The 14169-nt window shown below is 71.7% G+C and carries 10 protein-coding genes and 2 tRNA genes; 2 read left to right on the top strand and 10 right to left on the bottom strand.

Going from position 1 to position 14169, the window contains the following annotated elements; all coding sequences use genetic code 11:
- Nucleotides 1-10: 10 nt before the first annotated feature.
- The 3 genes from OG878_RS20700 to OG878_RS20690 form a co-directional block, all read right to left on the bottom strand.
- The gene (locus OG878_RS20700) at nucleotides 11-919 is read right to left on the bottom strand and encodes a DUF2797 domain-containing protein (RefSeq protein ID WP_328888166.1); all 909 of its coding nucleotides are present in this window, start codon (nucleotides 917-919) and stop codon (nucleotides 11-13) included.
- 132 nt (nucleotides 920-1051) lie between these two features.
- Nucleotides 1052-1127, bottom strand: a tRNA-Arg gene (locus OG878_RS20695).
- A 216-nt stretch (nucleotides 1128-1343) separates the two neighbouring features.
- A tRNA-Ser gene (locus OG878_RS20690) sits at nucleotides 1344-1434 on the bottom strand.
- Between the two features lie 198 nt (nucleotides 1435-1632).
- On the opposite strand from OG878_RS20690, the gene OG878_RS20685 reads away from it, so the two are divergent.
- Together OG878_RS20685 and OG878_RS20680 are read left to right on the top strand one after the other, a co-directional pair.
- Nucleotides 1633-2118 carry an SSI family serine proteinase inhibitor gene (locus OG878_RS20685; protein WP_328888165.1) on the top strand — a complete coding sequence of 162 codons (486 nt, stop codon included), beginning with the start codon at nucleotides 1633-1635 and terminating at the stop codon, nucleotides 2116-2118.
- Between the two features lie 260 nt (nucleotides 2119-2378).
- Nucleotides 2379-6404 carry a hybrid sensor histidine kinase/response regulator gene (locus OG878_RS20680; protein WP_328888164.1) on the top strand — a complete coding sequence of 1342 codons (4026 nt, stop codon included), beginning with the start codon at nucleotides 2379-2381 and terminating at the stop codon, nucleotides 6402-6404.
- An 83-nt stretch (nucleotides 6405-6487) separates the two neighbouring features.
- Here OG878_RS20680 and OG878_RS20675 read toward each other — a convergent pair whose 3' ends face one another.
- The 7 genes from OG878_RS20675 to OG878_RS20645 form a co-directional block, all read right to left on the bottom strand.
- Complete coding sequence (locus tag OG878_RS20675) at nucleotides 6488-8137, bottom strand: long-chain fatty acid--CoA ligase (RefSeq protein ID WP_328888163.1); 1650 nt, start codon at nucleotides 8135-8137, stop codon at nucleotides 6488-6490.
- A gap of 258 nt (nucleotides 8138-8395) precedes the next feature.
- Nucleotides 8396-9082 carry a SigE family RNA polymerase sigma factor gene (locus OG878_RS20670; protein WP_328888162.1) on the bottom strand — a complete coding sequence of 229 codons (687 nt, stop codon included), beginning with the start codon at nucleotides 9080-9082 and terminating at the stop codon, nucleotides 8396-8398.
- A gap of 190 nt (nucleotides 9083-9272) precedes the next feature.
- On the bottom strand, nucleotides 9273-10439 hold the full coding sequence (locus OG878_RS20665; RefSeq protein WP_328888161.1) for a lipid-transfer protein: 1167 nt from the start codon (nucleotides 10437-10439) through the stop codon (nucleotides 9273-9275).
- Nucleotides 10436-10831, bottom strand: a complete 396-nt coding sequence (locus OG878_RS20660) for a MaoC family dehydratase (RefSeq protein WP_328888160.1) — start codon at nucleotides 10829-10831, stop codon at nucleotides 10436-10438. The genes OG878_RS20665 and OG878_RS20660 overlap by 4 nt, the downstream gene beginning before the upstream one ends.
- The gene (locus OG878_RS20655) at nucleotides 10828-11874 is read right to left on the bottom strand and encodes an acyl-CoA dehydrogenase family protein (RefSeq protein ID WP_328888159.1); all 1047 of its coding nucleotides are present in this window, start codon (nucleotides 11872-11874) and stop codon (nucleotides 10828-10830) included. Before OG878_RS20655 ends, OG878_RS20660 begins: the two co-directional genes overlap by 4 nt.
- Before the next feature lies 1 nt (nucleotide 11875).
- Nucleotides 11876-12874, bottom strand: coding sequence for a bifunctional MaoC family dehydratase N-terminal/OB-fold nucleic acid binding domain-containing protein (locus OG878_RS20650; RefSeq protein ID WP_328888158.1), 999 nt, complete (start codon nucleotides 12872-12874; stop codon nucleotides 11876-11878).
- A complete protein-coding gene (locus tag OG878_RS20645; protein WP_328891313.1) occupies nucleotides 12871-14118 on the bottom strand; it encodes an acyl-CoA dehydrogenase family protein in 1248 nt (415 codons plus the stop codon). The genes OG878_RS20650 and OG878_RS20645 overlap by 4 nt, the downstream gene beginning before the upstream one ends.
- Nucleotides 14119-14169: the final 51 nt, after the last annotated feature.

The following is a 14169-nucleotide window of genomic DNA, read 5'->3' as shown; positions in this document are numbered from 1 at the left end:
ACCGACGATCTCAGAACAGCCCGTCCTGCACGCCGCCGCCCCCGATGTCGGCCATCGGCACGGTCACCCCCGACCGCGCATCGGCCCCGGCCAGCTCCCAGCCGGTGATCAGCCGGGTGTCCAGCACGACCACCCGGTCCGCACCCGCCAGATGCAGATCGGGTCCGGCGGCCGCGACCAGCCGCCCCGCGACCACCCCGTCGGCCACCAGCTCGGTCACCGCCCGCGCCACCTCGACCGGCCCGTCGAGCCCGAACAGCCCCGTATGGTCGACGGGCTCGAACGGCAGCCGCTCCAGCGACCGCGGCCACCCGCCGCCCTCGCCCTCCAGCGCCGCCGCCCGCCCGTACAGCCCCTCGACCTCCGCGACCCGCTCGGCGGCCCCGGGCAGCGCGGCCCGCACCGCCCGCTTGCGTGCGTACGGGATCCGGTCCGGCACCCCCAGCGCCGAACGCAGCAGCTCCTCGGTCCGCCGCGCCGCCATCAACGGCCCGCGCCCCAGCCAGCTGAAGACCACGGCGCCCTGCTCCCGCAGCCGCGCCGCACCCCGCTCCTCGGCGGTGATCCCGACCTTCACCATCCCGGGCCCGAACCAGGCGAGATAGACGCGGTACGTCCGCGGGTCGTCGGCGATCGTGTCGGCGGCCACCGAGTGCGCCCGGTCCAGCCGCGCACACTCCTGGCACCGCGCCCCGGTACTCCGCCCGGACACCACGGCCCCCAGCGGACACACGTTCCCCCGCGCACCCACACAGTGCCGTTCGCCCCCGGCGCGGAACCCGAGTTCCGTCCCGTACGCGAGCACGCTCGTCCGCACCGAACCGGCCCCGTCCTGCGCGCCGCCCGCCCGCGCATCCTTGCGCCAGCCCAGGACCGGCCCCTCCTGGGGCCATCGCAGCCCGGTGCAGTGCCAGCCCATACGTGTGATCGTAACGAGGCTCGTGCCGCAGCCGTACGGATCTTTCCGGTCCCGGGGAGAACGCACGGAGGACTCGGCACAACCGGACCCGGGAAACGCGAAAGGCCCCCGGGTCTCCGGGGGCCTTTCGGCTGGTGCACTCGGCAGGATTCGAACCTGCAACCTTCTGATCCGTAGTCAGATGCTCTATCCGTTAAGCTACGAGTGCTTGGCGTTCCGGGCTTTTCTGCCTGGTCGGCGTTGCGGGAACAACATTACATGACCTGCGCCGTCACGCGAAATCCATTAGCCAAACCACCTCTGACCTGCGAAAACGCCTCACAGCCCGCCGTTCGGCCGGCTTGTGGCGGAGTCCCGCGGCGCCGCTGTCACATCCGGATACGACTGAAGCCCCGGCCAGTGGCACGGGGCTTCAGCGATCAAGCGGAGGCGGAGGGATTTGAACCCTCGATGGGCTTTAAGACCCAAACCGCATTAGCAGTGCGGCGCCATAGACCGGACTAGGCGACGCCTCCAGCACACCTCGCGCTGGCGCGAGTGGTGCGTGCAGATGATGACACAGCCGAGGGCTGTGTCTCCAATCGCCGCCTACGGTACTAGGCAGTCGGCCGCCAGGGCAAAGCCCCTGCGGTTGCGCAACGCCGCGGCGTGCGGAGCGTTAGTGGGAGAGGGGGCTTCGCCTCCCCGTTCTTCCCGCGTCCACAGGAGTCCGCATGCTGCGCCGTCTCGCCCTCACCGCCGTTGCGTCCCTCGCCGTGCTGTCCGCCGCCGCACCGGCCGCCACCGCCTCCACCGGCCTCCTGCCGCTGCCCCTTCCGTTGCCGATGCCGATGCCTGCGCCCCAGGACAACGGCGACTCCGGCACGACCCAGCTGAAGGTGACGGTCTCGGACTCCGGCGACCGGGCCGCCGACGGCGTGTACGAACTGCAGTGCCTCCCGGCCCGCGGCACCCATCCGACGGCGCAGCAGGCCTGCGACCGGCTGGCGGAGCTGGCCGTACCCACGGATGGCGGCACGGATCCCTTCCGCCCGGTGCCCACGGACGCCATGTGCACCCAGCAGTTCGGCGGTTCGGCCACGGCCCGGGTCACCGGGACCTGGCGGGGGCAGCCGGTCGACGCGTCCTTCGTTCGGACCAACGGCTGCGAGATCGCGCGCTGGAACGCGCTGCGTCCCGTGCTCCCGAACGTCCGCTGACCACGGGCGGGAGGGCCCGCCGGCATCCGCCGGTCACGGGTGCCCGGGCCCGTCGCAGGACACCTGCCAGGCTCTTCACAGGACACGCACAGAGCCGGAGTCGTACACCGTATGTACAGAACCTTGGTGAGAGCTCCCCCTCATCCGCCGTCGGATGCCCCTCCCCTGCCTTTAGACTCCTCCAGTGACAGCCCGCGGCCCGACGGGCAAGATGGGGCCCGCTGTCGGCAAGGTGCGGTAATCAGGGAGGAAGCGTCGTCGTGAGCAGCAGGCCGTCCCGAGGCACTGCTCGCCTCGCAGCCATACTCGATGCCCTTCCTGACGGGCTGCTGCTCGTCAATTGCAACGGCACGGTCGTCAACGCCAACACGATCGCCCTCGAAATGTTCGAGACCCCGGGCACCGCGCTCGTCGGTCGCGGACTCCTCGATCTGCTGCCGGAGTTCGACTCCAAGCTGATTCCCGGGTCGATGCGCAGGCCCGAGGCAGCGGACGAGCGGGGCCGTACGAAGCCGACACGGATGACCGCGCGGCGGACCGACGGCTCCGAGTACCCGGTCGAGGTCACCAGCGCCAGCCTGGAGGACGGGCAGGCCGCGTACAACGACGTCCAGGCCGGCTACACCGGCAGCTACACGGGTGACGAGCTGCTGATGCTCGTCGTACGGGATCTGTCGGGCACCGTCGACACCGAGGCCGAGCTGGCCCGTTCGCAGCGGCAGACCGAGATGATCCTGCGGGCCGCGGCCGAGGGCGTCGTCGGCACGGACACGGACGGCCGGGTCGTTCTGGTCAACCCCGCCGCCGCGCAGATCCTCGGCTTCCGAGCCAGCGACCTGGGCGGCCAGCAGCTGCACCCGCTGATCCTGCACTCGCGTGCGGAGGGCGAGCCGTTCCCGTACGAGGAGTCGCCGCTCGCCGACACGCTCAAGTCCGGCCGCAAGCACCGGGTGCGCGGGCAGGTCCTGTGGTCCAAGAGCGGCGCGCAGGTGCCGGTCGACCTGACGACCGCGCCCGTGCGCGACGGCGACCAGCTGGTCGGTGCGGTGATGACGTTCACCGACCGCAGGCCGTACGAGGAACTCGCCAAGCAGCACAAGGAGCAGCTGGCGGAGCTGACCGAGAGCCACACCACCGAGGTCACCGAGCTCACCGAACAGCACACCGCCGAGGTCACGGGGCTGACCGAGCAGCACGCCGCCGAGCTGGCCGACCGCAGCGAGCGGTACGCGGCCGAGCTGGAGGAGCAGGCCGAGCAGCTCACGGATCTGACCGCCCGGCACACCCAGCTGACGGCCGTCCTCGGCGAGTCGCTGCGCGGTCCGCTGGAGGAGCTGCGCGGCGAGCTCTTCACGCTCGCCGCCGACCCGGCGGGCCAGCTGTGGCCCGAGGCCAACCAGATCCTGCACCACCTGGCGGCCGGCTACGCCCGGATGGCGACGCTCGTCGACAACGTACTGAGCTTCCAGCGGCTGGACGCCGGTGCGGAGCAGCTGGTCAAGGAGAAGGTGCTGCTCGACGGCGTCGTGACGGCCGGCATCGACGCCGCCGTCGAGCTGATCGGCCCCGGCCGGGCCCAGTTCGCGGTGCACGCGCCGCCGATCGAGGCCGAGGTCGACGCGGGCCGGCTGGTGACCGCGCTCGCGCATCTGGTCGCGGATGTCGCCGGCGTCGACTCGACCGGCCGGGCACGGCTGGTGCCGGGCGGCGGCTACGTCGACTCGACGGTGGTCGTGGCGGCGGCCCAGCGCGGCGAGGTCGTACGGATCGAGGTCCGTGGACCGTTCGCCGGGGGAGACCCGGTCCACGAACCGATCGTGCGCGGGATCGTACGGGCGCACGGCGGCGTGCTCCAGACGCACGAGATGCCGGGCATGAGCGGCAGCGCGTACGTACTCGAGGTGCCGCTGGGCGCGGGTTCGGGCACCGTGGTGCCGCCGGAGGCGCCCGCCGTGCAGGCACCGATGACGGAGACGACGGCCGGTGCCGGTGTCGTGGCCGTTCAGGAGCAGCGGGGCGCATCGGGCGGCGGGCGGCGCAGGGCGCGCCGGGCGTCGACGGATGCGTTCCTGGAGAGTCCGGTGGGCGGGGGCGACGCCGTGGCCGGGTCCGGCGACGCAGCGGCGGCGGAGCCGACCGGGCGGCGCAGGGCGCGCCGTGAAGCGGTGGCACAGGACGAGCAGGCTCAGCCGGTGCCGCAGGGCCCACAGCCGCCGCAGGAGCTCGTCCCGGACCGTCAGAGCGAGGGATCGGGGCGCAGGCGGGGGCGGCCCAGCCCCGCCGAGACGGCCGAGCCGTCCGCGCAGCCTGCCCAGGCACCGCAGCCGTCGCAGGGACCTGGGTCCGCGTTGGCCCTGTCCGCGGCCGCAGCGCCGTCCGAGGGCTCCGTGGTGACGGCTGCCGAGGGCGCGCAGGGCGGTGGCGGCCGCCCGCAGCGCGGGCAGACCGTACCGCCGCAGGGTGTGCCGGCCGAGATGGCGGTGCCGGTGCCCGCGGGCGGACAGCCGGCGCGACAGAGCAACGACAACCAGCTGGCCCTCCCGGCGGTCGCACCTGCCACCGGCCAGGGACAGAGCGAGGGCGGCGCGCAGGCCCAGCCGCAGCAGACCGGGCGGCGGGCCCGGCGGGCGCTCGCGACCGTGCAGGACCGGCCCGAGCCGGCGGGGCCGCGTACCGCGTTCGCACTCCCGCCCGCCGAGGCCGACCGGATCCCGCCCATGGCCGGTGAGGCGGACGCCTCGCTGCCGGGCCGCCATGACGCCGTACAGGTGCCGCAGGGCGACGCCCACACGCCGCTGCAGGAACACCCCGTACCGACCGGACGCCGCCGGGCGCGCCCCGCCGGCGCACCGCAGGAGGCTCAGCAGCCGGAACCCCCGCAGCGGTCCGGGCTGCCTGCGCAGCCCGGCGGCTGGACGGACAACGGCACTTCGGGGCAGGGCCTGGCCGCCCTGACTGCCCTGACCGCCCCTGACGACGATCCGGACTGGACCGGAGCGGGTCACACCACGCACACCACCGGCACCGCCGACACCGCCGCAGGGGAGAGCCGCCCGCGGGAGAACGCGCCCGCCGCCGCTCCCGCACCCGTCCCTGCACCGGCGGCCGCCGCCGTGCCCGATGCACGACGACAGCCGCTGCCCGCCGAGGCCCCCATGCCCGCGTCCTCGGACTCGACGCAGGGGCGGGCGTTCAGCGTGCGGACGCTCGGCCAGGGCGTGCCGTTCGTCCAGCACCTCGCGCACCAGCAGAACCAGACGCTCGGCGGTGCCGGCCGGCGCCGCAAGCTCGCCGCACCGCCCGCGGCCGAGCGCACCGCACCGGCCACCGTGCCGCAGCCGGCCGCCGCACAGCCCGCCGCCCCGGCTGCCACCGGGCAGCCCGGCACCGCGCCCACCACCAGCACATCCGGACAGCTGATCGCCGCACCGGCGGCCGAGGGGCGCGCATACGCCATCGGGGCACCCGACGAGGGTGCCGAAGGTCCGGAGCCGCTGGACGGTCCGGGCGGCGCGATCGAGGTCGCCAACCGGCCGTCACCGCAGCCGGCCGACGACGAGCTGCCCCCGGAGCCGCTGGACAACCCGCGCCGGCTGCTCGTCTGGCCCGCGCCCGACGCCTCCACCCAGCAGGCGCTGAGCGACCGCGGCTACCGCCCTGTGATCGTGTACTCCCGCGAGGAGGTGGACGCCCAGATCGCGGCGTTCCCCGCCGCGCTCTTCGTGGACCCTCTGACCGGCCCCATCACCCGTACGGCGCTGCAGTCGCTGCGCCAGGCGGCGGTGGCCGCAGAGGTTCCGGTGCTGGTGACGGCCGGTCTGGGGCAGGCGTCGCGGGAAGCGGCGTACGGTGCCGACCCCGCCGTACTGCTCAAGGCGCTCGCTCCCCGTGACAGCGAGCAGCACCCGCCGCGGGTGCTGCTGATCGAGGAGAACGAGGAGATCGCGGTGGCGCTGACGGCGACGCTGGAACGCCGCGGCATGCAGGTCGCGCAGGCCGCGACCGACGACGAGGCGGTCTCGCTGGCCACCCGGATGCGGCCGAACCTCGTGGTGATGGACCTGATGCAGGTACGCCGCCGCCGGGCCGGGATCGTCGACTGGCTGCGTGCGAACGGGCAGCTCAACCGAACCCCGCTGGTCGTCTACACGTCGGCCGACATGAACCGGGCGGACCTGCCGAAGCTCAGCTCCGGCGAGACCGTGCTGTTCCTGGCGGAACGCTCGACGAGCGACGAGGTGCAGTCCCGCATCGTCGACCTGCTGGCGAAGATCGGCACGAACTGAACAAGGCACCAGGACGCATGACGAGGGCGGTACGGGAAGTTCCGTACCGCCCTCGTCGTCCGTGCCTGATCAGAGGTGGATGATCAGAGGTGGGTGATCTCCAGCTCGCCCTGCGCGTACTGCCGGCGGATCACCTTCTTGTCGAACTTGCCGACGCTGGTCTTCGGCACCGCCGCAATGACCGTCCAACGCTCCGGCAGCTGCCACTTGGCGATGCCCGACTCGGCGAGGAACGCCCTCAGCGCCACGTAGTCGGCGGTGGCGTCGCTCTTGAGGACGACGGTCGCGAGCGGGCGCTCGCCCCACTTGTCGTCCGGGACGGCGACGACGGCGGCCTCGGCCACATCCGGATGCGCCATCAGGGCGTTCTCCAGCTCCACGCTCGAAATCCACTCCCCGCCGGACTTGATGACGTCCTTGGCACGGTCGGTGAGGGTGAGGAAGCCTTCCTCGCTGATGACGCCGACGTCACCGGTCTTCAGCCAGCCGTCCTCACTGAACTTGTCCTCGGGGCGCAGCGCCTCGCCGTCCGCGCCGCCGTAGTACGCACCGGCGATCCAGGGACCGCGGACCTCCAGCTCACCGGCCGACGCGCCGTCCCAGGGCAGAAGCCCGCCGCCGGGGCCGACCAGCCGCGCCTCGACGCCGGCCGGGAAGCGGCCCTGGGTGATCCGGTACGGCCACTCCTGCTCCTCGGTCAGGCCCGCGGGCGGGTTGGCCATGGTGCCGAGCGGCGATGTCTCCGTCATGCCCCAGGCGTGGCAGAGGCGGACGCCGAGCTTGTCGTACGCCTCCATGAGGGCGGGCGGGCAGGCGGAGCCGCCGATGGTGACGCGGGCCATCGAGGTCAGATCGCGCGGGTTGGCGACGACCTCGGCGAGCAGTCCCTGCCAGATGGTGGGGACAGCGGCGGCGTGGCTCGGCTTCTCGCGTTCGATCATGTCGGCGAGCGGAGCGGGCTGCAGGAAGCGGTCCGGCATGAGCATGTTGACGCCGGACATGAACGTCGCGTGCGGCAGACCCCAGGCGTTGACGTGGAACTGGGGCACGACCACCAGTGTGGTGTCCTTGTCCGTCAGCCCCATCGACTCGGTCATGTTGACCTGCATGGAGTGCAGGTAGATGGAGCGGTGGGAGTAGACGACCCCCTTGGGGTCGCCGGTGGTGCCGGAGGTGTAACACATGGCGGCTGCCTGGCGTTCGTCCAGCTCGGGCCAGTCGTAGCTGGTCGGACGTCCTGCGATCAGCTCCTCGTAGTCGTGCACCTGCGGGACGGCGCCGTCGAGCACGGAGCGGTCGCCGGGGCCCACGACGACCACATGCTCGATCGACGTCAGGTGGGGGAGGAGCGGCGCGAGGAGCGGCAGCAGCGAACCGTTGACGAGGACGACCTTGTCGTCGGCGTGCTTGACGACCCAGATCAACTGCTCGGCGGGAAGCCGCAGGTTGAGCGTGTGGAGCACGGCCCCCATGGAGGGAATCGCGAGATACGCCTCCACGTGCTCCGCGTTGTTCCACATGAGGGTGGCCACCCTCTGGTCGCCGACGACACCGAGCTGGTCACGCAGGGCGTGGGCGAGCTGCGTGGCACGACGGCCCACCTCGGCGAAGCTTCGCCGCTGCGGCTCGGGGTCGCCGGTCCAGGTCGTGACCTGAGACTTCCCGTGGATCGTCATCCCGTGCGTCAGGATGCGGGTGACAGTCAGCGGTACGTCCTGCATGGTGCTCAGCACGGCGTCCTCCCGGTGGGCGCTACGCGGCAGTAGGGTTCCGCTGATTCTGCGCACATACCGAGTGGTATGTCACTACTCCCGGGAGTACGAATCGGTCTCCGTCGGATTCTCCTGGACGGAACACCGCCGAAATGCCGTCACATGCGGGTGAGTCCGCGGCGTGAGGAGCAGCGTTGCGGTGCAACGAGTTCCCGCCCAGGGTCATCCCGCACCCGCGCACCCGCGCACAACCTGGCCGCGCGCCCGCACGGTTCGGACTCAGCGGACCGGAATCAGCTCGGGATCCTCACGGAGCTTGCCGAGCGCCCGTGACACGGCGCTCTTGACCGTACCGATGGACACCCCGAGCACCTCGGCCGTCTGCGCCTCGCTGAGATCTTCGTAGTAGCGCAGGACGACCATCGCCCGCTGCCGGTCCGGGAGTTTCAGCACGGCCCGCCACATCGCATCGCGCAACACCTGCTGCTCGGCGGGATCGGGCGCCGGAGCGGCCTCCTGCTCGGGCAGCTCGTCGCAGGTGAACTCGTCGACCTTGCGCTTGCGCCACTGCGAGGTCCGGGTGTTCAGCAGGGCCCGGCGGACGTAACCGTCGAGCGCCCGGTGGTCCTCGATCCGCTCCCACGCGACATACGTCTTGGCGAGCGCGGTCTGCAGCAGATCCTCGGCATCGCTCGGGTTCGCGGTGAGCGAGCGTGCGGTGCGCAGCAGTACGGGCCCCCGCGCCCGCACGAACGACGAGAACGACGGGTACGGAACGTACGGTGCACGCGCCCCGTGCGGAGTGTGCGCGGTCGCGGCGTGCGACGCGTGCGGGGCTGCCGATGAATGCTGTGCCTGCGACAGGGCCGATACGTGCTGCGTGTGTGACGCCGGCAAGATGCGTGGCGCGTGTCCGGTGGCGGCAGCGGCTCCCCCGGAGGCGCCCGTGCAGACTGGCGTGGTCATGGGTCCACGCTAGGAGCGGTCACTACGCGGGGGATCGGCCCCAGGTCCCGAAGCCACGTCCGCCTCAGGTTGTAGGGGTGGGGCCGGCCCCACCTCCTGAAGGAGTAGGGCCCCCGTCATGGGGACTCGGGGTCACCCCCGGGACGGACTCACCGCCCCGGCGCCCGACCGGTGCCCTGCGGTCCCCCGATCAGCCGTCCGTGCCCAGTATCAGTCCCGAGGTCGGGACCCCCGTACCGGCGGTGACCAGCGTCCTGGCCGCCCCGGGTATCTGGTTCACCGACGTGCCCCGGATCTGCCGGACCGCCTCCGCGATGCCGTTCATCCCGTGCAGATACGCCTCGCCCAGCTGGCCTCCATGGGTGTTCAGAGGAAGTGCACCGTCCGCCACGAAGTCGGCGGCCTCGCCCGGTCCGCAGAAGCCGAACTCCTCCAGTTGCATCAGTACGAACGGAGTGAAGTGGTCGTAGAGGATGCCCACATCGATGTCGCAGGGGGAGAGTCCGGAGGTACGCCAGAGCTGTCCGGCGACGACGGCGGTCTCCGGCAGTCCGGTCAGCCCGTCACGGTAGAAACTCGTCATCTGCTCCTGGGCCCGCCCGGCACCCTGCGCCGCGGCGACGATCACCGCGGGCGGCCGGGGCAGGTCACGGGCACGCTCGGCACTGGTGACGACGAGCGCCTGTCCGCCGTCGGTCTCCTGGCAGCAGTCGAGCAGGCGGAGGGGTTCGACGATCCAGCGCGATGCGGCGTGATCGGCCAGCGTGATCGGCTTCCGGTAGAAGTACGCCGCAGGATTGCGCGCGGCATGGCGCCGGTCGGTCACCGCGACATGGCCGAAGGCCTCCGGCGTCAGGTTGTACGTGTGCAGATAGCGCTGAGCGGCCATGGCGACCCAGGAGGCCGGGGTGAGCAGTCCGAAGGGGAGGTTCCAGCCGAGCGCGGTCCCCTCTGCGGTCGGCTCCCGGTGCTGCACCCCGGAACCGAAGCGCCTCCCCGAGCGCTCGTTGAACGCGCGGTAGCAGACCACGACGTCGGCCACCCCGCTCGCGACGGCGAGCGCCGCCTGCTGCACGGTGGCACAGGCCGCCCCGCCTCCGTAGTGGATGCGGGAGAAGAACGACAGCTCGCCGATGCCGGCTGCCTGGGCGACGGTGATCTCGGGACTGGTGTCCATCGTGAAGGTGACCAGGCCGTCGACATCGGCGGGGGTCAGCCCGGCGTCGTCGAGGGCGGCCCGCACCGCCTCGACAGCCAGCTTCAGTTCGCTGCGCCCGGAGTCCTTGGAGAACTCGGTTGCCCCGATCCCGACGATCGCGGCCCGGCCGCCGAGCGAATCCGCTCTGCGCACGCTCACGCGGCTCCCTCCGGAACGCTGACCGTCACCTTTCCGGTGACGTGCCTGCCGAGTCCGTTGGATCCGACCACCGTCACCTCGGCCGTCCCGTCGTCGCCGAGGGCCGTGACAGCTCCGCTCAACACCATGGTGTCCCCCGGATAGTTGGGCACTCCCAGCCTGATGGCGACCCTGTGGAGCACTACCGAGGGCCCGAAGTGGTCGGTGACGTACCGCCCGACGAGCCCGTTGGTCGTCAGGATGTTCATGAAGATGTCCGGGGAGCCCTTCTGTCGCGCGAGCTCGGCGTCATGGTGCACGTCCTGGTAATCGCGGGAGGCGACGGCACCCGCCACAATCAGGGTGCGGGTCACCGCGATCTCCAGCGGTTCCAGCTCCTCGCCGACCTTCATTGCGATCCCTCCTTCACCAGCAACTGACCCAACTCCTCGAGCACTTCGCTGCCACATCCGAGATAGGCGTCGAGCTGACGGCCCCAGAGGAAGTGCCGGTGGACCGGGTGGTCGAGGTCGGCGCCCGTCCCACCGTGCAGATGCTGTCCGGCATGCACGACCCTCTTGCCGGCCTCCGAGGCCCACCAGGCCGCGGTCAGCGCCTGCGCCTCGTACGACAGCCCCATGTCGTGGCGCCACGCCGCCTCGTACGCAGTGACCCGTATCGCCTCGGTGTCCATATGGGCGTCGGCGGCGCGAAGCAGCACCCCTTGATTGGTCGAGAGCGGCCGCCCGAACTGCTCCCGGGTGGTGGTGTGGGCGACCGCCCGGGCGAGCGACCCGGCGCACACCCCGGCCTGCAACCCCGCGAATGCCGTCCGGCTCGCAGCCAGCACGGCACCGTACGCTTCCGCTCCGGCCCCTGCGCCGCCGAGCCGCTCACCGGCCACCCGGTCCAGCGTGAGTCGAGCCGCCGACCACGGAGCCGTGGTCTCCACGGGACCGACCGTCACGCCCGGATCGGCCGTCCGCACGAGCCACAACGCACGGTCGGCGTCTGCGACGAGCACCACGGTGGCGTCCCGCAGCCACGGCACATAGGGCACGCTGCCGCTCAACCGCCCTTCCCCGTCGGCCCGTAGACCGCCACGCGCCGGGAACGCTCCGGTGGCGACGGCCGAGCCGTCCCGCAACGGCGGCAGCATTCGCTCCCGTTGTTCGTCCGTGCCGTGTCCTGCGACGGCGAGCAGCCCGTACACACACGTCGCCGCGAACGGCACCTGCGCAGTCGTTCTCCCCTGCTCCTCCAGGACCAGTACCAGGCCCAGCAGCCCGATCTCCTCGACGGCGCCGGTCAGGCCGGCCGCGCACAGCTCCTTCCACAGCTCGGTGTCCGTCCCCGTCCCGGCCGCGGCCAGCCGCTCGTGCGTGGCCAGATCTCCGAAGATGCGCGCGGCGAGACCCTGGGCCGCGGCCTGCTCCTCCGTAGGTGTGAAGTCCATGTCAGCCCCCGCTTCCCCGGAAGACCGGCAGTTCCAACTCGGGGTCCGTACGCAGGAATTCCAGCCTGACCGGCATCCCCGTACGTACTTTGCCGTGCGGGACCCCGACCACGTTGCTGACCATCCGTACGCCCTCCGCCAGCTCTATCAGCGCCACCGCGTACGACCCCGCGTCGTCGGAAGTGCGGAAGGCGGGGAAGGGCGGGTGGTGCATCACGACATGGCTGAAGACGGTGCCCTCGCCGCTCGCCTCGACCGTGTCCCACTCCTGACAGCCGCATTCATTGCACCCCGGCAGCCAGGGAAAACGCAGGGCCCCGCACCCGCCGCACCGTTGGATGAGCAGTTTGTGCTCGGCCACGCCCTGCCAGAACCCGGCATTGTCCCGGTTGATGACGGGCCTCGGCCGCAGCATCCGGCCGTCCTGTCCTGCCTCCGGCGCCCCGCCCGGCTTCGCCCCGCGCCCCTTCACCGCAGGCGTGTACTTGAGGATGCGGAAACGATGCGTGCCGGCCGGCTCCCCGGCCGCTCGGACATCCGTCCGTGTAGTGATGAAGTAGCCCGTCCCCAGTTTCGTCGTCTTCCGCTCCGACACCGCCTCGATCACCGCATCGAAGGTGATCTCGTCCCCGGGCCTCAGCGGCCTCAGATACTCCTGCTCGCAGTCGGTCGCGACCACCGAGGTGTACCCGGCGCCGTCGAGCAGCCCGAACAGCTCGTCGTACGCCGAGGAACGATCCGAGTGCCCCGAAAGGCCGCCCATCGTCCACGCCTGCAGCATCGTCGGCGGAGCGATTGCCCCCGGCCCGGCGTATGCCGGGTTCGTGTCGCCCACGGCCTCGCACCAGTGCCTGATCATCGGCTCGTTGACCAGGTCCTTGCCCACGCCCGCGGTGGCGGCCGCCCGCCCCTCGTACGCCTTCAGCCGCCCGTACAACTCGTCCGGCCCGCTCCTGCCGTCCGGCCCGCCCCCGGCCTGCCTGTACCGCGTGCCCGTCACCGCTTCCCCCTCTTCATGCTCTTCATGCCGAGCCGCATCGTCGCGACGATCTCCCGCTGCACCTCGCTCACCCCGCCCCCGAAGGTGTTGATCTGCGCCGCCCTGTTCATCCGCTCCAGCTCCCCGTCCCCGAAGGAGCCGGGCGAACCGCCCCGGATCATCCCGGCCTCGCCCGTGATTTCCTGGCACATCCGATACACCTCCACGGCCGATTCGGTTCCCGCGAACTTCACGCCGCTCGCCTCGCCCGGGGCCAGCGAGCCCGCTCCCACGTCCCCCACCAGACGCCAGTTGAGCAGGCGCGTTGCCGCAAGTCGGGCATACGCTTCGGCCAGCCGGGACCGCACCCACGGCTCGTCAACCGGACGGCGCCCCGTCACCGGATCGGGGGTACGGGCGTGGGCGAGCGCGGCCTCGTAGAACTCCTCGGCCTGCATCCCGATCGCTGCGAGCGCCACCCGCTCGTGGTTCAGCTGGTTGGTGATCAGCCCCCAGCCGCCGTTCTCCTCACCGACCAGGTTCGTGGCGGGGACCCGCACCCCGTCGTAATAGGTGGCCGTCGTGGTCAGGCCGCCCACGGTCTCGATGGGCGTCCAGGCGAACCCAGGGGCGTCCGTCGGGACCAGGATGATCGAGATGCCCTGGTGCCTGGGAGCATCCGGATCCGTACGGCAGGCGAGCCAGATCCAGTCGGCGTTCTGGGCATTGCTGGTGAAGATCTTCTGCCCGTCGATCACCCAGTCCCCCTCGCTCCCGGCCTCGCCCCGGCGGGATCCGCCCCCTGCGTCCCGCACCGCCCTGGTGCGCAGCGCGGCCAGATCCGTGCCGGCCTCCGGCTCGCTGTAACCGATCGCGAAGACGAGGTCGCCGCTCAGGATCCGCGGCAGGAAGTAGTTCTTCTGCTCCTCGGTCCCGTACTTCATGAGGGTCGGGCCGACGGTGTTGAGCGTGACCATGGATACGGGCACGCCCGCCCGGTACGCCTCGTCGAAGAAGACGAACTGCTCGTCGGGTCCACGGCCCTGACCTCCGTACTCGACGGGCCAGCCGAGTCCGAGCATCCCGTCGGCGCCGATCCGGCGCAGCAGTCGGCGCTGCTCGGCCGCATCCCCGGCCGGCCTCACCCGCACCCCGGGCATCACACCTGCCCCGGGGGGCACATCCTGACCGGAGACCACATCCTGGAAATACATGCGGAGTTCGGCGCGCAGCTGCAGCTGGCGCTCCGTCGGGGCGAGGTGCACGGCAGCCGGCCTCCCGGACACAGGTGAATGGAACCGGATTTCTGACTGTCC

The organism is Streptomyces sp. NBC_00316 (assembly GCF_036158715.1).
GTDB lineage: Bacteria > Actinomycetota > Actinomycetes > Streptomycetales > Streptomycetaceae > Streptomyces.
This window is presented reverse-complemented; position numbering and strand designations above follow the sequence as displayed.